The organism is Candidatus Planktophila sulfonica (assembly GCF_002288065.1).
Lineage (GTDB): Bacteria > Actinomycetota > Actinomycetes > Nanopelagicales > Nanopelagicaceae > Planktophila > Planktophila sulfonica.
Genome location: NZ_CP016773.1, coordinates 284368 through 300643 on the forward strand (window position 1 = coordinate 284368; position 16276 = coordinate 300643).

Below are 16276 nucleotides of genomic sequence, written 5' to 3' on the forward strand. Positions count from 1 at the left end.
ATCTTGAGGAGTACGCCGTGAAAGCCAGCGTCAGCGACCAGCGTTCTATCCTCGATATCCAGAAGTTCGATCTCCAATCCGCCACCTTGCGCAATAAGGCAGCAACCTTGCCCGAGCTCGCTGAACTCTCATCAACAACTATTAAGCAGAACAATGTCCGCGATCTGCGTATTGCAGCCGAGACAGAACTCAACGATGTAAAGCGCGAACTTGCTCGCGCCGAAGGCGATGTTGAGCAGATTGTCACTCGCATCGAGCGAGATGAAAAGCGCCTTGCGTCAGGTACTGGAACGCCAAAAGAGCTAGAGCAGACTCAGCATGAGCTTGGCACGCTGGGTGCGCGTCGTGCTGAACTTGAAGAAGTCGAACTCGAAATCATGATGCGCGTTGATGGAATCAAAGAGCGCATCACAGTTCTTTCGGGAGAAGAAAACGAACTAGCCGCCGTTATTGCCGACCTCAATATCCGCAAAGAGAACGCACTTGCGGCAGTTCATACTGAACTTGAAAGCATCGAGTCAGATCGCAAAGCGACAACACAATCTGTTGGCCCAGAAATTCTTGCTCTCTACGAGAAGATCCGCGAAGCCAATAACGGTATTGGCGCAGCTGCTTTAGCTGGCAATCAGTGCAAGGGCTGCAACCTGACTCTGAACACCATCGAACTTCAACGTATTGCGGGCCTGGGCGCAGATGAAGTTGTTCGCTGCGAGGAGTGCCGTTGTATCTTGGTGCGTGATCACTAGTGGCACGTCACTTCAAACTTACTGCTGATGGCGGATCTCGCGGAAACCCAGGTCCTGCGGGCTATGGAGCTGTGGTCACTGAAAGTGGAAAGATTGTTGCTGAACTCTTTGATGTAATCGGCATTGCCACCAATAACGTAGCTGAATACAGCGGATTACTTGCAGGTCTTTCACACATTAATAAGTTAGACGCTCAAGCAACTGTAGAAGTCGCTATGGATTCGAAGTTAGTTGTCGAGCAGATGTCTGGTCGCTGGCAGATTAAGCACGCAGATATGCGCGATTTAGCTAAGCAATGCCGTGATGCCCACCCAGCCTCACTTGTTACATATTCATGGATTCCGCGCGATGAGAATTCACATGCAGACCGCCTAGCCAATAAAGCACTCGATGGTGGAAGCGCACATAAACCAGCACCAGTTATTCAACAGAATTTCCTCACGGATCGCTTACGTAGCGCAGAGATTCCTACCTTTATCTACTTCGTTCGCCATGGCGAAACTGTTTTAACGCCTGCTCGTAAGTTTTCAGGCACTGGTTCACTTGATCCAGAGCTGATGCAAGAAGGCCTAGATCAAGCAGATCTGGTTGCAGAAGAGTGCGCAAAGCTAGGCGCAGAAATTCTTATTGCATCACCTCTAAATCGCACCCGCCAAACAGCAGAAGCCATCTCTCGAGCAACTGGACTTGAAATCATCTTTGATAAAGCTTGGTACGAACTTTCATTCGGTTCATGGGATGGAAAAGCTATTGAAGAGGTAAGGGAAGAAGAGCCAGATAATTACCAGGCTTGGATTAACTCATCTTCTTACGCACCTCCTGGCGGGGGAGAGTCCTATGACGAAGCTTCAATTCGCATCGAAGAAGCTCTCGAAAAATTAGTCGCTGAGTACCCTGGCAAGAAGATCATCGTGGTCACTCACAACGGAATCGTTAAAACTGCCGCTAAATTGGCAGTTGGTGGCCCTAGTGACGCCGTGTTTCACATGGATGCAACACCTTGTTCGATATCTTCTATCTCTATTTGGCCATCCGATGGTCTTCGCGCCCTGCGATCATTTAACGAAAGAGGACACCTCCGTTGATTTCATCTACCGAATGGCTCGTCACAGTTGGCGTGCTCGGCGCCGTTATCGTCTTCGACCTCATCCTTGCTATCGCACGTCGCAATAAAGAGACAACGTCTCGCGAAGCGATTGGTTGGACTCTCTTCTACGTAGTTGCAGCGATTGCTTTCGGTTACTTACTTCCCAACTGGGCTCCTCAGGAATACCGCAAGGAATTCATCGCAGGATGGCTTACTGAGTACTCACTCTCAGTAGATAACCTCTTCGTATTCATCATCTTGCTCGCTAACCTCAAGATCAAGAAAGAGTCTCAGCAGCTCGTTCTTCTTTACGGAATCATGATTGCGATTGTTCTTCGCGTCATTCTCATCTTCCTTGGCGTAGCACTCGTAACTCGCTTCACTTGGGTCTTCTTCTTCTTTGGTGGCTTCCTTATCTTTACTGCTTACAAACTGGTCAACGAGAAGGAAGAAGTCGAAGGCGATGAAGCCAAGCTCGTCGGCTTCTTGCGCAAGCGCGGATTCAGTAACTTTGGAATCGCACTCGTCGCACTCGGCGTTACAGACCTCATCTTCGCGCTCGATTCAATCCCAGCAATCTTGGGTCTAACAACAAGTAGCTACGTCGTTATCACTGCAAACATCTTTGCTCTGATGGGACTTCGCCAGCTCTACTTCTTACTCCAGGGACTCATGGATCGCTTGATTCACTTATCTCGTGGCCTTGCATTTATCTTGGCATTCATCGGCGTGAAGATGGTTCTCCACGCGATTCACAGCCTTGGCGTCCACGTTCCTGAGGTGTCACTCGAACTCAGTTTGGCTGTAATCATCACTACGCTCACTGTTACAGCGATTACTAGCCTCTACGCCACACGGAAATCTGTTAAGTAATCTCGCGTACCATTAGGTAACGAAGAGTCGCCCGGATCACCGCGTTGCAGAAATGCACCGAGGAAAGTCCGGACTTCACAGAGCAAGGTGGTGGGTAACGCCCACCTGGAGCAATCCACGGGAAAGTGCAACAGAAAGTAAACCGCCAATAGCAATATTGGTAAGGGTGAAACGGCGGTGTAAGAGACCACCAGTACGAGTAGCAATATTCGTAGCTATGTAAACCCCACCTGAAGCAAGACCAAGAAGATAGTGCGTTGCTCGCGCAAGCTATCGGGTAGGTTGCTTGAATCTGTAAGTAATTACAGATCTAGATGGATGGTGATCGGTTCGCAAGAACTACAGGATCCGGCTTATAGGGCGACTCTTCTACTTAATTGAATTTTGCACGAAGCCAGCAATCGGCAAGATGTACTTCAAGACAAGTCCAAGTCCGAGAGTTGTCAGCAAAGCACCTGATGATCCATATACGTGATACTGAGCCTCAGGATCGACAATCACTTTAGAAGTGATGAACCATGCAAGCGACCAAGCCACCGCAGTGCTGAAGGCCCAGATAGTTACAAATTTAGGATCTCGTGTCTGCGACAGTGACTGAGCAATTCCGATGAGAAGCCCAGCGACCAAGCCAGATCCGGCTAAAGATGCAGAATCGAACTTAAAGGAAAATGCATAAGAATTAATCAGGGCTGCAACAGTTGCTGCGATAGCTGTAGCCGCTATCCACGAAGTTGAAATTCCATACTTCTTGAGTGACAAGTACTGGATGAGTCCTACGACCAAGCCAACGATTAATCCGCCGCCAACAGATCTTGCGACCGAGCTCGCTGGTCCGAAGATCAATTTGGCGAGCAGCCCACCAATTGGGAAGGCAAGGAATGTAGGTGTCCAGCGAAGTAAGAGTTCAGTCATTTTCATGCACAAAATTTTAAACTAACGGGCAAGAAAAAGAGCTAACGACTCAAGGTAGCTATTCATGCCTGCCTGAGCCATTTCTGCTTGGCCGTCTGGGAGTTCTCCAAACTGAGAAAACTTCGACCATGAGTTAGATCCACGATTCTCGAATTCAATTCGGATTAAGTGCGATTCAGTTGTGAAATCTTTTGCCGCAAACTCTTCAGGCGACGTCGTGTAGTGCAATGTGTGCTCAATCAATATGCTCTTCTCAATTGCTGAGTACTTTCCAAAGAAGTAGGCAGTGAAGCCTTGCTCAGGTACTTCGACTCCACAAGTCCAGAGCCCACCAATAGTTAGATCTGAAACAGTTGCACCTTTGGTGGAACCTAGATCAGTCGGGAAATACCAGGATTCAAGTTCGGACGCGTCAGTCCATGCCTTCCAAAGTCGATCTATTGAAACGGGATACTCGCGCTCTACCGAATACAGAAATGCATGGGTCATAGCCCAACTTTATCAGCCGCAATTCCTGGCTCTGAGAAGAGCTCTCTCTTACAATTAATTCATGGCAGAGAAGAAAGTAATGGGACCGGCTTCGTATTTTCCCTCGATTGAGAAGAAGTATGGAAAACCAATCGAGCATTGGATGAAGGAACTCAAGAAAGTTTCAAAGCTTGCCCACATGGAACAGGTCGCTCACCTCAAGGAGAAGTTTGAAATGGGTCATGGCCATGCAAATGCAATAGTGGCAGTTTTTAGACAGAAGAACGGTCTTTAGTCTTGGCAACAAGAGAGCAGAAGATTTATGAGATGCCCGTGGCTGATGTTTATGTTCACTATGTAAATAAGGTGGAGCGCAAAGATCGAACCGAGGCTGAGCTAATTAAAGTCATGTGCTGGCTGACGGGCTTTGACAGTAAGACGCTTAAACAGCACCTAAAGAACCAAACTTCATTCAGGGATTTCTTCAAAGCTGCGAAAATTCACCCCAATGCCAAGCTGATAACAGGGTCCATTTGTGGCGTGAAGATTGCAGATATCGAGGATCCTCTGATGAAGAAGATTCGCTATATGGACAAGCTCGTTGACGAGATTGCTAAGGGACGCCCAATGGAGAAGATTCTTCGGGAAGCCTAAGTAGACTTAGGAAATGGCTAGATACATTATTTATTTCAATCAACAGTGGGTGGGCGATCACCCGGCTGAATGGTATGAACCACGCGGTCCGCTTGCTCGCGCTGTAGTCGCAGAGATGGAAGAAGCGGGTGTTCTAGTTTTTGCAGGTGGCCTCGTAGAAGAAATCGAAGAAGCATTTGGGTCAGATGAAAATGGAGTCATTAGCGGTCCAATCACAGCTGATGGAGAATTTCTTGGGGGAATGACCATTATCGATGTAGCTACAGATGAAGATGCAAAATTCTGGGGCTCAAAAATCGGAATCGCTTGCGGTTGGCCTCAAGAGATTCGTAAATTTAAAGGATAAGTAAATAGACTTCAGGACATGAGCGATCAACTTCCTCCATGTCCTGAATGTAAATCTGAATACTCATACGAAATGGGCGAACTACTCGTCTGCCCTGAATGTGCTCACGAGTGGAACCCGAATGACATAGAAGTCGAGACTGTTCGTGTCATCAAAGATGCTTCGGGAAATGTCCTTGTCGATGGCGATGATGTAACTATCGTGAAGGATATGAAGGTCAAAGGAAGCTCAAATACTTTGAAAGTCGGAACGAAGGTACGAGGAATTCGTCTTGTAGATGGTCCAGGAGATCACGATATCGAGGCGAAGGTTGATGGTTTTGGGCCGATGAATTTGAAATCAAGCATTGTGAGAAAGGCTTAAACGATGACTGAAGGCAAGATTCGATCTGAAATTCTAGAAACAGGTAATCCCAAGATAAAATCTGCACGCATTGTCGTTGAGGCGTCTCCAGCAATAATTTTTGCAATCCTTGCGAACCCAAAGCGCCATAAAGATATTGACGGAAGCGCAACGGTCACTGCGAATGTCAGCGGTCCAGATGCATTAGTCCTAGGGTCAAAATTTGGTATGAAGATGCGCCTAGGAATCACGTACTGGATTAGAAATACAGTTGTGGAATACAAACAGGATGAGTTAATTGCTTGGCGACATTTTGGCCGTTGGAGATGGCGATACGAACTCGTGGATCTAGGTAATGGCTCAACTCAAGTTACTGAAACCTTCGACGGCTCCTTTGCACCCGAACTTGCTCAGAGATGGCTCAACTTCCGCAAGGCTTATCCATGGACCCAGCTCGCTGTTGCAAAGTCATTGGTCCGCTTGAAGGCAGTAGCAGAAAGAGAGGAAAAGTAATGAATGGAATAAGGAGCTTCTTGCTCAACATATTCGCGATACTTTTTGGAGCGCTAGCGATTATCTCGGGCGAAGCCGATGATTCACCTGGGCTTCAAGGGATTGGCCTGATCGTCTTGATTATCGTTTTTGTAAAGTCATTCAAGAAATGGCAGAATTTAAGAAAGAGCAAGTAAAGGGATCCCATGAAATTTCTTATCTCAGTAATCGATGATCTCTCTAACTCAGGCACACCTGCTGAGATGGAGGCAATTAACGCCTTTAATGATGGACTTCGCAATAACGGCCAGTGGATCTTTGCTTGGGGACTTCAAGCTCCCGAAACTGCAACAGTGATTGATAATCGCAATGGCGCAAATACCGAGACAGGTAAGCCGCTATTCGAGGCAAAAGAGAACTTCAGCGGCCTATGGCTTATCGAAGCTGCAGATGCAGAGACAGCCAAGAAGCTCGCTTATGACGCATCAAAGGCTTGCAATAGAAAAGTTGAGCTTCGACCGCTTCACTAACTAGTTGAAGAAAGCGATGAGTTAATCGTGGGTGTTACTGAGCCATGATTGCATCGTGTACATATTGCGCTAAGCCGTTTACGCGACCGTCGTAATACTTCTTAAATCGAGGATCTTGCACATACATAAGCGCGAGGTTCTTCTGCATCTCTACTGAACATTCGTAGAACCATTTGGAGATAGCTTCTCGATGAGCGACAACGGCTCTTTGTGCTTCGGGGGCATGAATTGAAATGCTATTTCCGAATGCATAAACAAAGAGTTCAGTTGCTGCCTCTTGATCGACCTTTGCGGCAGCGAAGTCGGCGTGGGTGTACTTAGAAGTCCGGGACTGAGATTGGGCATAAGCCTCGGTATCTCCCCAGCGCTCCTGGACCTCGTTTTCGTACTGCTCCATGATCGAGAGGTTACCTTTTATTGACGTTGGACAGCGCCCACAAAACGCAGAGAACAATGCCGATGGCAGATAGAACCATTGTCAGAGTTACGGATTCGCCGAGCAAAAGTGCAGACCAACCCAAAGTCATGATTGCTTGTAGTTGCTGCACCTGAGACCCATGGGCAACACCGAAATCACGAAGTCCGCGATACCAAGCAAAGAAACCTAAGTACATGGATGAGAAACCGATGGCGAGTAAGCCAAAGAGCGCATCACCGTGGAAATCGTAAGAAGTGTTCGTCTGGGCATACACAATCGCTGATGCTGGAATCGCAATTGGCATACTGACAACAACAACCCATGAAATAACCTGCCAGCCGGGCATGTAAGAAGTCAGTGAAGCGCCTTCTACGTAGCAATAAGAAGAGGCAATCACCGCACCGATGATTAAGAGATCGGTGAATAAATCAGAGTCAGAAGTGCCGCCTCGGGTAATTGAGAAAGCGATGAGCAGAACGGTTCCAAGACTTGAAGCGACCCAGAAAGATATGCCTGGATGCTTTCTATGCTTAATCACCGCGATGATTGCAGTTACAAGAGGCATCACTGCTGCAATAACTGAGACGTGCGCAGATGTGGTCCGTTGAAGAGCGAGTGCAATTAAAATTGGCCACCCGAAGACTGCGCCAAGTGCCGTGAATGCAGTTGGTCGCCATAGTTCTCGTGGAAGTTTTGGAACTTTTGCAATAATCATCAGCGGAATTGCCAGGCTCGCTGCAATGACTGGGCGAGCAAAGGCAGTAAATAGTGGGTCAAAACTCTTGAGCGCTAGCTTGGTAAAAGGGAGAGAAAGTGAGAATGCAAAGATTCCAAGGAAGGCAAAGAAGAGACCGCTTCGCTGAGTTTTAGTAAGTGAAGCGGCCATCTACTTAGTTGAGATTTACCTTTACTGATTTTCCAGTGCGAGCTGACTCGTGAGCTGCATCGGCAAGGATTAACGCTGCGCGGCCATCGTCGTAGGTAGATCCAAGGACCTTGCCAGTCTTAATTCCTTCAACGAAGAGCTTGAGTTCATTGCGGTATGAATCTGCGTAGCGCTCGAGGAAGAAGTCCATAAACGGTTCTCCTGCAGTCGTTGCATCCTTAGTAAATGACTTCACTGTCGAGTCAGAGAGGTTGCTAATCTGAAGCATTCCCTTATCGCCGAAGATCTCAGCACGTTGGTCATATCCAAATGCTGCGTGGCGTGAATTCACGATAGTGACAAGCTCGTTATTTGCACCCTTCATGACAACGCTGACGTTATCGAAGTCGCCTTCTTCTTTGATGTAATCACAGAAGCTATTGGCACCAAATGCAGTTACTTCAAGGATATTTGGCACAAAGTTACGCGCCATATCGAAGTCATGGATTGTCATATCGCGGAAGATTCCGCCAGAGACAGCAATGTAAGCCTGTGGAGCAGGTCCTGGGTCGCGGCTAGTAAGGATTACTTGCTCGATAGTTCCGATAGTTCCATCGACAACTTTTGCCTTAAGTGCCAAGTATTGAGGATCTTGACGTCGGTTAAATCCAAGAGTGATGTTGATCTTCGCCGCATTTGCTTGCGCGCGGAACTCTTCAACGTTCTTGATATCAAGATCAAGTGGCTTCTCGCAGAGTGCGTGCACGCCAGCGGCAATACATTCACGAATGAGTGGAATGTGTGTTGCAGTTGGTGAGCCAATGATGACCGCATCAACTTCACCTGAAGCGATAACTGCTGAAGGGTCGCTTGAAACCTTGCCACCGAATGCAGCAGTTACCTTCTTGGCATTCTCTTCAAAGGGATCAACTACATAGACAAGCTCAAGTTCGGGGGTGTCATTGACGCTTCCAGCATGGACATAACCAATACGCCCTGCGCCAATAATTGCGATTCTGATTTTCTGAGTCATTGCGTGAGCCTATTCCTTGATTCGTAGTTGGTGAACTTACTTGTAGCGAGTCCCGATGAGATTGCCAATCTCAAGAACGGTCTTGATATTAGAAAGTGAATCGTGGTGGGTATAGAGAGGTCCCTCAAGAAGTCCCTGTTCAACATATTGAGCAAAGGCATGCACTTGATAGATAAGGCCGAGATGCTCGGGGATTCCAAGTTCATCCACCCACGTGGTCTGCGCTCCGTTGAATGTGGATTCATGGAAGGTAATCGAAGATGGGGTAAACCAAGGTGTTCCAAAGGTGATTGCACCCTTTGAGCCAGATACGCCAGCCCAGTGTGGAAGCGTTGTACGAGCTGAAAGAACGAAGTTAGAACGTGATCCATTGGCAAAGCGCATAAATGCGTGGGTCTCTTCATCAATATCGTTGGGATGTAACTTTCCAAAGGCGTGAATCTCAGTTGGATTACCAAGGAACTGCTGCGAAAGAGCTGCTGGGTAGATTCCCATATCGATGATGGGATTTCCGCCGCCCAAGGTGAAGAGACGTGTCACTTCGAGATTGTTCTGGCAGAAGTTAGAGACAACGAGCTCGACATCTCCGAGGGCGCCATCAGCAACGAGTTGGCGCGCAATATCCATCTGCGGCAAGAAGCGAGTCCACATTGCTTCCATCGCAAGGACCTTCTTCGCCTTTGCTGCGGCATAAATCTGCTCAGCTTCTGCGTAATCCATAGTGATGGGCTTTTCGATGAGAACATGCTTGCCAGCGTTGATAGCAACGAGTGCAACTTCTAAACGATCAGATGGCAGCGTGCCGATATAGATTGCATCGATATCTTCGCGCGCTGCTAACTCTTCATATGAGTTGTGGAATGAATCAAGGTTCCACTTCTGTGCAAATGCCTCGGCCTTACCTGGTGTGCGTGATGCAACAGTAACAAATTGCTGAGTTGAATTAAGTTGCGCAGTCTTGACCATCGCATCTGAAATCCACCCTGCACCAAAAATTCCCCAGCGAAGTGGCTTTGAATCAGCTGCTGAAAACACATGTGGCTTTGGAAGTGCGGTCATTGCTTCACCTTACTTATCTGGGTTAGGAACGGTTACATCGCGAACAAAGGATTCGAGGTCGTTAACTGATTGCAAGAACCCGCGAAGAGTGCGAAGAGTTCCACCGAAGTTGGTGAACTCTTCAACCTTGAGACCATCAACGTCATACATCTTTCTAAACTCTGGGAAGTTTTCGAGAAGTGGCTCAAGGATGCGCGATTCAATGGGTTCATTAACGCTATTGAGGTTGGGCGTAATGCCCATCTCATTGATCTTTACCTGCCATGCATATGGGGGAGAGATAACTGAATCTCCACCAAGAATTTCTGACCAGTGCATGTGATTGCGGAAAGCAGCAGACAATAAACGGGTGCGATATCCGCGCTCGGTATAAACCTTGTGAGCATGTCTAAAGACAGCAACGCCAGCCCACTCAAGAATCTCAGGATCGACTTTGGCGCCCATCTTTTCAGCGCCAACTTTTACCCAGTCATCTACGCGACCGACCATGATTGTGCAGACAGGTCCCATCTGAGAAATATCTAAACCTTCAGCTTCGCGACGCTTTAACCCGCGCTCGATTGCTTCAGCAACAGCGATTGTCTGTGCAACTGAGAATGAAACGGTCGCATTGAGGCTAACGCCTTGGTAAGTCGCTTCTTCAAATGCAGTGATTGCCTCACTTGTTACTGGAATCTTGACGATGATGTTCTTAGCAAGCTTTGAGAATTCAACAGCCTGATCAGTGAGCGCCTTTGCATTGCGATAAAGGCGTGGATCTGTCTGAATAGATAAGCGGCCATTACGCCCGTTGTACTTTTCGAATTCACCTTCGAATAGCTTGGCAGCGTTGACCGAGAGCTCTTTCACCATCGCCCAGCCGATTTCATCTTCGGTAGCAAGTGGATTCTTCTTGGCGTAATCCTTGATGCGTTCAACCCAATGTGGTGCATCTGCCTTAATTGCAGTCAGTGCAATAACAGGATTACATGTTGCACCAACGATTCCCCAGTTAAGCGCATCGGTGAGCTCTTTGGGGTCTGCTGAGTCATTCCAGAGAACAGTCTTCGAGTTCTCCTTCATATAAAGAAAAGGTGATTGGCTCATCTCAATTACTTCACTCGTGCAGCGCGAGTTGCAGCAAGGATGTGCTCGCGGGTGCGCTGTGCAATAGGAAATGGCATATCAACTGGGCAGCCATACATATCTTGCTCAATGATTGCGAAGATTTCTGGATTGATCTCAAGTGCGCGCTCAATAATTGGTGCGAACTTTGGAACACCTTCAAAGCCCGGCTCTGTCATAACACCCTTGGCTACTGCATCTCCGAAGGGAACGTCATTCTTTAAAGTCTCAGCCAAGATATCGGGATGCACTTGCTTAAGGTGCAAATAACCAATGCGCTCTGGATATGCATTCATCATCTTGAGGTTGTCACCTAAGTAATAAGCAAAGTGTCCTGTATCGAGGCAGAGATTTGAGTAGAGCGGATCTGTCTCTTGTAAGTAGCGCTCTACTTCTTGATAGGTACCGATATGGCTATCTGCATGTGAGTGGAATTGCTGGTGAATTCCGAACTCTTCGAGAAGTGCCTTGCCAAGCTTGTTATGTCCTGCAGCAAGACGCTTCCACTGTTCATTAGAAAGTGTGCGTGGCTCGCGTGCTTGGCCGGTCTTGTCATCGCGCCAGAGATCAGGAATAACGACTAGGTGTTCAACGCCTAACTTAGAGACAAGGTTTGCAACTGCAAGTGCCTGATCCCATGCGCGTTGCCACTGGCTCTCATCTTCTTTATGGAAACCTGTAAATACAGTTCCAGCAGTCATCTTGAGATTGCGCTTACCAAGTTCATCTTCAAGCTGCTTTGGGTCAGTAGGAAGGTATCCATAAGGTCCAAGCTCAATCCAGTGGTAACCCGCCTCAACAACTTCATCAAGGAAGCGATCCCATGGAACCTGGTGGGGCTCACTTGGAAACCAGACGCCCCATGAATCAGGTGCTGTGCCTACGCGGATTTGCTGTGTCATGGATGTGCTCCTATTTCTTATCTTCTACGCCGTTACCAAGCAACGGACGTTGCTGTGCAATCTCTGTTTTGTACTGGGCATATGCATCTTGGGTGCTCTTCAAGTTTGAAACGGGGGCGATAGGAACATCCCACCAACCTTCTCCGCCAGGTGAATAGAGCAGTGGATCGCTATTGATATGAATAAGTGTTGATGTTGCCGCTTTCTTTGCAGTCTTTACCGCTTCATGAAGATCTGCAATTGCGCTTACTGTCTGCTTGATATCGATGACGTTGATGCCAAGGCTTGCCGCATTTGCCGCAAGATCAACCGGAAGTTTTTCGCCGTTCTCAAAGTTATTGCCAACTTGGTCTTTAAAGCGATATTGCGTGCCGAAGCGTTGCGAACCAATATCTTCAGAGAGATGGCCGATGGATGCAAAGCCATGGTTCTGAATCAGAACAATGATGACCTTGAGTCCTTCGGCAACAGCGGAAACAATTTCCGTATGCATCATCAAATAGGAACCATCACCGACCATCACGATAGGTGTGGCTCCTGCGCGAGCTGCGCCAAGACCTGCGGCGATTTCATATCCCATACATGAGAACGCATATTCAACGTGATACCCAAGAGGTGAACGCACGCGCCAGAGTTTGTGGAGATCGCCCGGCAATGAACCAGCTGCGCAAATAACGGTATCTGTTGTATCCGTTGCTGATTGCACTGCATGAATGATTTCAGTTTGGCTTGGAAGTGCGAGCTTTTGATCTACAAAAGCCGCATCAACAACTGCATCCCACTCGGCCTTATCGCTTGTGTACTTCTTCTGATACTCAGGTGAAGTTGAGAATCCGCTCAGAAGTTGAGTCAGCTCTGTCAGAGTCTCGCGGGCATCGGCAACAACCGGAAGGGCACTTCCATGCTTATAAGCATCGAATGAGGCAATGTTGATATTGATAAAGCGAACATCGGGGTTCTGGAAGGCAGTGCGGCTTGATGTCGTGAAGTCGCTGTAGCGCGTACCAATACCGATAACAACATCAGCGTCATGAGCTGCTCTATTTGCGGCAGTTGTGCCAGTTGCACCTACAGAACCGAGAAGTTGTGGGTGATCCCAATTGAGTGAACCAACGCCCGCTTGTGATGTTCCAACAGGGATCTTGGTCTGTTCAACAAATTTCTGCAGCGCATCATGAGCATCGGAGTAAATAACTCCACCACCCGCAATGATTAATGGGTTCTTTGCGCCAGCAATTACTCTTGCAACGCTTGCAAGAAGAGCAGCTTCTGCACGTGGGCGACGGATATGCCATTCGCGATCTGCTAGAAATTCTTCAGGCACATCAATAACTTCTGCCTGTACATCTTCTGGAAGTGCGATGGTGACTGCACCTGTTTCAGATGGATCTGTAAGAACACGCATTGCACTTAAAAGTGCTGAGAAAACTTGTTCAGGTCGCTGTACTCGATCAAAGAAACGAGAGAGTGGCTTAAATGCATCGTTCACAGAGAGCGTTGCATCATGTGGCATCTCGAGCTGTTGTAGAACTGGATCTGAAGAACGATTGGCAAAGGTATCTGAAGGAAGAAGAAGTACAGGTAAACGATTTGTGGTTGCAACCGCTGCACCTGTGAGCATATTTGTAGCTCCTGGACCGACGGATGCTGTGCATGCGAAGGTGGCGCGACGGCGCTTCATGCGAGCAAATGCAGTTGATTCGTGAACCATGGCTTGTTCATTGCGCGCTTGGAAGTAAGGCATAACTGATGGATCTTCAACAGAGAGTTGCTTGAGCGCTTGACCGATACCAGCAACATTTCCGTGGCCAAAGATTCCGAAGACACCTTGAATAGTGCGTTCGCGGTGATCGCCATCAACTGTGTATTGGTGTGAAAGGAATTCAACAATTGCTTGGCTAACTGTCATTCTGCGAGTGGCCATATCAATTCCTTCCTAAGCTCCGTAGGGCAATCTTGGGTCTGTTTGCTGCGATTGCCAAGTGTCACGAATCCAAGCCTGGTCGGGATGATCCGTTGCATTCCATGCGCGTTCTGGATCTGGTCCGGCCATCACATTGAAGAAGTAAAGGTCATATCCAGGTCCTGCTGCAGCTGGTCCATGCCATCCGTAAGGAACGAGTGCAACATCGCCTGAATGAATCTCTTCATTAACATCGTAAGGGCGTGAATCGGCAGAAGTTCCGCGGAAATAACCAAATGGTGATGATGTTTTTGGCGTTGTTGCTCCGCGAGTAACGGCGCTTTCAAAGTAGTAAATCTCTTCTAGGTTGGATTCTTTGCCGGCAATATATGCATCGTGCTTATGTGAAGGAGAACCTGACCAGTTTCCAGCCGGGACTATTACTTCGCAGACAATCATTCGATCAGCATCAAGAGTCTCGGGCATTCCTAAGTTATGTACTTGGCGAGTTTCGCGACCTGCTCCGCGAAGAGTTACTGAAACATCTTCTTTACGAGTGAAGCAAACTTCTTTCGCAACAGATGCAGGAGTTTCACCAACTGCGATTCGTCCAACACCTGTGATTGATGCTGAAGTGTTGATGGGTAGATAGATGCAATCAGATGGTCCGTGAAAAACAGATTTGCGGCCACGCAGTACTTGGTTTGAACTTGCTCCGTTGTGTTCGTACTCAACGAGAAATTCTTCGCCTTCTAAAGCGAAGATGATGCGCTCGTTGGAATCACTTGGAAGTGAAAGAGCGGCGCCTTGTGAAAGTGTTCCAACGCGAAGGCCTGTGAATTTCCAGCCCGCAACAGGCGGGTTCTGCGGATCAACATGGATATCCCAAGCGCCCTGAGCTAACTCAGCTTTCTTGAAATACCACTTGCCTGCAGAGGACATCTCATCGATTAATTCTGTTTGGATTAATTCTGTGGGAAGCCGAGGTTAATTCCACCGTGGCTTGGATCAAGCCAACGTGAAGTAATTGCCTTTCCACGTGTGAAGAAGTGAACTCCTTCAACTCCGTGCGCCTTGGTATCACCGAAGAGTGATTGCTTCCATCCACCGAAGGAGTAGTAAGCAACAGGTACAGGAATAGGAACGTTGATTCCGACCATACCTACTTGAATTTCATTCTGGAAGCGACGTGCTGCGCCACCATCGTTGGTAAAGATTGCTGTTCCGTTTCCGAAAGCACCGCTATTAATAAGTGCAACACCCTCGTCGTAGCTCTTTACGCGCACGATAGAAAGTACTGGCCCGAAGATTTCTTCGGTGTAAACCTTTGATGTTGTCGGTACCTTGTCGACCAAAGTTGGTGCAAGCCAGAATCCATTGGCATCGCCATCAACCTGTGGGTTGCGGCCATCAACGACAACTGTTGCGCCATCCTTTTCAGCGATATCGATATAGGAAGCAACTTTGTCGCGGTGTTCGCGAGTAACAAGAGGACCCATATCGCAGCCGCGGCGGCCATCGCCGGTGCGGAGCTTGCCCATGCGCTCGACAATCTTTGGAATCAACTTATCGGCAACTGGTTCGACAGCTACGACAACAGAGATAGCCATGCAACGCTCGCCGGCGCTACCGAAACCGGCATTGATTGCAGAGTCTGCAACGAGTTCAAGATCTGCATCTGGAAGAACGAGCATGTGGTTCTTTGCACCACCGAGCGCCTGTACGCGCTTACCTGAACGAGAAGCGTTCTCGTAAATATATTGTGCAATCGGAGTTGAACCCACGAATGAGATTGACTCGACATCTGGGCTATTGAGCAATCCGTCTACAGATTCCTTGTCGCCGTTGAGAACGTTAAATACGCCGTCCGGAAGTCCAGCTTCTTTCCAGAGCTTTGCAATCCACATTGATGCACTTGGATCTTTTTCAGATGGCTTAATGACTACGGTATTACCTGCTGCAATTGCAATTGGGAAGAACCACATTGGCACCATTGCTGGGAAGTTAAATGGGCTGATGATTCCGACAACGCCAAGTGGCTGACGTGTTGAATACACATCAACGCCAGTTGAAGCGTTCTCTGTGTAGAAACCTTTAAGTAGGTGAGGAATACCAGTCGCAAATTCAACAACTTCTTGGCCGCGGGTAATTTCTCCGAGCGCATCTGAGAGGACTTTTCCATGCTCGCTTGTGATGATTTCTGCGAGTTCGCCCTTGCGAGAGTTAAGAAGTTCGCGGAAGGAAAAGATGATCTGCTGGCGCTTAGCGAGTGATTCATCGCGCCACTTTGGATATGCATCCTTTGCGGCCTTAATAGCGGCATCAATTTCTGTCTGGTTAGCGAGAGCTACACGCTTTGTTTCGGTTCCAAGAGCGGGGTCGTAGACCGGTGAAGTTCTTCCTGAAGTGCTGACGAATTCTGCGCCATTGATCCAGTGGTTAACGACAGTGCTCATTTATTCCTCCTCGAAGCCAGACTGCGATACTAGGGGAGAAGTTGCTGTACCTGGAAGTCACATCTAGAATTCTCATCATTAAGGGG

Annotated in this window: 20 protein-coding genes and 1 other RNA gene; 10 read left to right on the plus strand and 11 right to left on the minus strand. The window is 48.1% G+C overall.

Features of this window, described 5'->3' with window-relative positions:
• Positions 1–17 precede the first annotated feature (17 nt).
• The 4 genes from A1sIA56_RS01415 (at position 18) to rnpB (ending at position 3078) form a co-directional block, all read left to right on the plus strand.
• On the plus strand, positions 18–746 hold the full coding sequence (locus A1sIA56_RS01415) for a zinc ribbon domain-containing protein (protein WP_095673182.1): 729 nt from the start codon (positions 18–20) through the stop codon (positions 744–746).
• Positions 746–1831, plus strand: a complete 1086-nt coding sequence (locus A1sIA56_RS01420; RefSeq protein ID WP_095673183.1) for a bifunctional RNase H/acid phosphatase — start codon at positions 746–748, stop codon at positions 1829–1831. The genes A1sIA56_RS01415 and A1sIA56_RS01420 overlap by 1 nt, the downstream gene beginning before the upstream one ends.
• The gene (locus A1sIA56_RS01425; protein WP_223298454.1) at positions 1828–2706 is read left to right on the plus strand and encodes a TerC family protein; all 879 of its coding nucleotides are present in this window, start codon (positions 1828–1830) and stop codon (positions 2704–2706) included. The genes A1sIA56_RS01420 and A1sIA56_RS01425 overlap by 4 nt, the downstream gene beginning before the upstream one ends.
• A 23-nt stretch (positions 2707–2729) precedes the next feature.
• An RNA gene (gene rnpB, locus A1sIA56_RS01430) (RNase P RNA component class A) lies at positions 2730–3078 on the plus strand.
• Here the strand turns inward: rnpB and A1sIA56_RS01435 are convergent.
• Positions 3076–3624 (minus strand): hypothetical protein, encoded by a 549-nt coding sequence (locus A1sIA56_RS01435; RefSeq protein WP_095673184.1) that lies wholly within the window; start codon positions 3622–3624, stop codon positions 3076–3078. The genes rnpB and A1sIA56_RS01435 overlap by 3 nt on opposite strands.
• 15 nt (positions 3625–3639) lie before the next feature.
• Complete coding sequence (locus A1sIA56_RS01440) at positions 3640–4107, minus strand: SRPBCC family protein (RefSeq protein ID WP_095673185.1); 468 nt, start codon at positions 4105–4107, stop codon at positions 3640–3642.
• 61 nt (positions 4108–4168) lie between these two features.
• Here A1sIA56_RS01440 and A1sIA56_RS01445 point away from each other — a divergent pair, with 61 nt between their 5' ends.
• The 6 genes from A1sIA56_RS01445 to A1sIA56_RS01470 all read left to right on the plus strand — a co-directional run bounded on the left by A1sIA56_RS01445 (position 4169) and on the right by A1sIA56_RS01470 (position 6450).
• Positions 4169–4381: a DUF4287 domain-containing protein gene (locus tag A1sIA56_RS01445; RefSeq protein WP_095671791.1), complete on the plus strand. Its 213-nt coding sequence runs from the start codon at positions 4169–4171 to the stop codon at positions 4379–4381.
• A 32-nt stretch (positions 4382–4413) separates the two neighbouring features.
• On the plus strand, positions 4414–4740 hold the full coding sequence (locus A1sIA56_RS01450; protein WP_095673186.1) for a DUF2200 domain-containing protein: 327 nt from the start codon (positions 4414–4416) through the stop codon (positions 4738–4740).
• A 13-nt stretch (positions 4741–4753) separates the two neighbouring features.
• Positions 4754–5086, plus strand: coding sequence for a YciI family protein (locus A1sIA56_RS01455; RefSeq protein WP_095673187.1), 333 nt, complete (start codon positions 4754–4756; stop codon positions 5084–5086).
• 18 nt (positions 5087–5104) lie between these two features.
• Complete coding sequence (locus tag A1sIA56_RS01460; protein ID WP_095673188.1) at positions 5105–5449, plus strand: zinc ribbon domain-containing protein YjdM; 345 nt, start codon at positions 5105–5107, stop codon at positions 5447–5449.
• A gap of 3 nt (positions 5450–5452) precedes the next feature.
• Positions 5453–5941, plus strand: a complete 489-nt coding sequence (locus A1sIA56_RS01465; RefSeq protein ID WP_095673189.1) for an SRPBCC family protein — start codon at positions 5453–5455, stop codon at positions 5939–5941.
• Positions 5942–6126: 185 nt separating this feature from the next.
• Positions 6127–6450, plus strand: a complete 324-nt coding sequence (locus A1sIA56_RS01470) for a YciI family protein (protein ID WP_095673190.1) — start codon at positions 6127–6129, stop codon at positions 6448–6450.
• 34 nt (positions 6451–6484) lie between these two features.
• Here A1sIA56_RS01470 and A1sIA56_RS01475 read toward each other — a convergent pair whose 3' ends face one another.
• Genes A1sIA56_RS01475 through A1sIA56_RS01515 form a run of 9 tightly spaced genes read right to left on the minus strand, consistent with a single transcriptional unit; the run spans position 6485 to position 16190 of the window.
• On the minus strand, positions 6485–6847 hold the full coding sequence (locus A1sIA56_RS01475; protein ID WP_095673191.1) for a TipAS antibiotic-recognition domain-containing protein: 363 nt from the start codon (positions 6845–6847) through the stop codon (positions 6485–6487).
• A gap of 10 nt (positions 6848–6857) precedes the next feature.
• On the minus strand, positions 6858–7754 hold the full coding sequence (locus A1sIA56_RS01480; RefSeq protein ID WP_095673192.1) for a DMT family transporter: 897 nt from the start codon (positions 7752–7754) through the stop codon (positions 6858–6860).
• Between the two features lie 4 nt (positions 7755–7758).
• Entirely contained in the window at positions 7759–8766 is a 1008-nt protein-coding gene (iolG, locus tag A1sIA56_RS01485) for an inositol 2-dehydrogenase (RefSeq protein ID WP_095673193.1), read from the minus strand.
• Between the two features lie 36 nt (positions 8767–8802).
• A complete protein-coding gene (locus A1sIA56_RS01490) occupies positions 8803–9825 on the minus strand; it encodes a Gfo/Idh/MocA family protein (RefSeq protein ID WP_095673194.1) in 1023 nt (340 codons plus the stop codon).
• 9 nt (positions 9826–9834) lie between these two features.
• The gene (locus A1sIA56_RS01495; RefSeq protein ID WP_223298456.1) at positions 9835–10887 is read right to left on the minus strand and encodes a transaldolase family protein; all 1053 of its coding nucleotides are present in this window, start codon (positions 10885–10887) and stop codon (positions 9835–9837) included.
• Positions 10888–10916: 29 nt separating this feature from the next.
• Positions 10917–11831 (minus strand): sugar phosphate isomerase/epimerase family protein, encoded by a 915-nt coding sequence (locus tag A1sIA56_RS01500; RefSeq protein WP_095673196.1) that lies wholly within the window; start codon positions 11829–11831, stop codon positions 10917–10919.
• Positions 11832–11841: 10 nt separating this feature from the next.
• Complete coding sequence (iolD, locus tag A1sIA56_RS01505) at positions 11842–13755, minus strand: 3D-(3,5/4)-trihydroxycyclohexane-1,2-dione acylhydrolase (decyclizing) (RefSeq protein ID WP_095673197.1); 1914 nt, start codon at positions 13753–13755, stop codon at positions 11842–11844.
• A 12-nt stretch (positions 13756–13767) separates the two neighbouring features.
• Positions 13768–14676 (minus strand): 5-deoxy-glucuronate isomerase, encoded by a 909-nt coding sequence (gene iolB / locus A1sIA56_RS01510; RefSeq protein ID WP_095673198.1) that lies wholly within the window; start codon positions 14674–14676, stop codon positions 13768–13770.
• Between the two features lie 23 nt (positions 14677–14699).
• Positions 14700–16190 carry a CoA-acylating methylmalonate-semialdehyde dehydrogenase gene (locus A1sIA56_RS01515; RefSeq protein WP_095673199.1) on the minus strand — a complete coding sequence of 497 codons (1491 nt, stop codon included), beginning with the start codon at positions 16188–16190 and terminating at the stop codon, positions 14700–14702.
• Between the last annotated feature and the right edge of the window lie 86 nt (positions 16191–16276).

Excerpts from the sequence above, each read along its gene's own strand:
- A1sIA56_RS01435 (WP_095673184.1), bottom strand. The coding sequence starts at position 3,624 with ATGAAAATGACTGAACTCTTACTTCGCTGGACACCTACATTCCTTGCC.
- A1sIA56_RS01440 (WP_095673185.1), bottom strand. The coding sequence starts at position 4,107 with ATGACCCATGCATTTCTGTATTCGGTAGAGCGCGAGTATCCCGTTTCA.
- A1sIA56_RS01445 (WP_095671791.1), top strand. The coding sequence starts at position 4,169 with ATGGCAGAGAAGAAAGTAATGGGACCGGCTTCGTATTTTCCCTCGATT.
- A1sIA56_RS01450 (WP_095673186.1), top strand. The coding sequence starts at position 4,414 with ATGCCCGTGGCTGATGTTTATGTTCACTATGTAAATAAGGTGGAGCGC.
- A1sIA56_RS01455 (WP_095673187.1), top strand. The coding sequence starts at position 4,754 with ATGGCTAGATACATTATTTATTTCAATCAACAGTGGGTGGGCGATCAC.
- A1sIA56_RS01460 (WP_095673188.1), top strand. The coding sequence starts at position 5,105 with ATGAGCGATCAACTTCCTCCATGTCCTGAATGTAAATCTGAATACTCA.
- A1sIA56_RS01465 (WP_095673189.1), top strand. The coding sequence starts at position 5,453 with ATGACTGAAGGCAAGATTCGATCTGAAATTCTAGAAACAGGTAATCCC.
- A1sIA56_RS01470 (WP_095673190.1), top strand. The coding sequence starts at position 6,127 with ATGAAATTTCTTATCTCAGTAATCGATGATCTCTCTAACTCAGGCACA.
- A1sIA56_RS01475 (WP_095673191.1), bottom strand. The coding sequence starts at position 6,847 with ATGGAGCAGTACGAAAACGAGGTCCAGGAGCGCTGGGGAGATACCGAG.
- A1sIA56_RS01480 (WP_095673192.1), bottom strand. The coding sequence starts at position 7,754 with ATGGCCGCTTCACTTACTAAAACTCAGCGAAGCGGTCTCTTCTTTGCC.
- iolG (WP_095673193.1), bottom strand. The coding sequence starts at position 8,766 with ATGACTCAGAAAATCAGAATCGCAATTATTGGCGCAGGGCGTATTGGT.
- A1sIA56_RS01490 (WP_095673194.1), bottom strand. The coding sequence starts at position 9,825 with ATGACCGCACTTCCAAAGCCACATGTGTTTTCAGCAGCTGATTCAAAG.
- A1sIA56_RS01495 (WP_223298456.1), bottom strand. The coding sequence starts at position 10,887 with ATGAAGGAGAACTCGAAGACTGTTCTCTGGAATGACTCAGCAGACCCC.
- A1sIA56_RS01500 (WP_095673196.1), bottom strand. The coding sequence starts at position 11,831 with ATGACACAGCAAATCCGCGTAGGCACAGCACCTGATTCATGGGGCGTC.
- iolD (WP_095673197.1), bottom strand. The coding sequence starts at position 13,755 with ATGGCCACTCGCAGAATGACAGTTAGCCAAGCAATTGTTGAATTCCTT.
- iolB (WP_095673198.1), bottom strand. The coding sequence starts at position 14,676 with ATGTCCTCTGCAGGCAAGTGGTATTTCAAGAAAGCTGAGTTAGCTCAG.
- A1sIA56_RS01515 (WP_095673199.1), bottom strand. The coding sequence starts at position 16,190 with ATGAGCACTGTCGTTAACCACTGGATCAATGGCGCAGAATTCGTCAGC.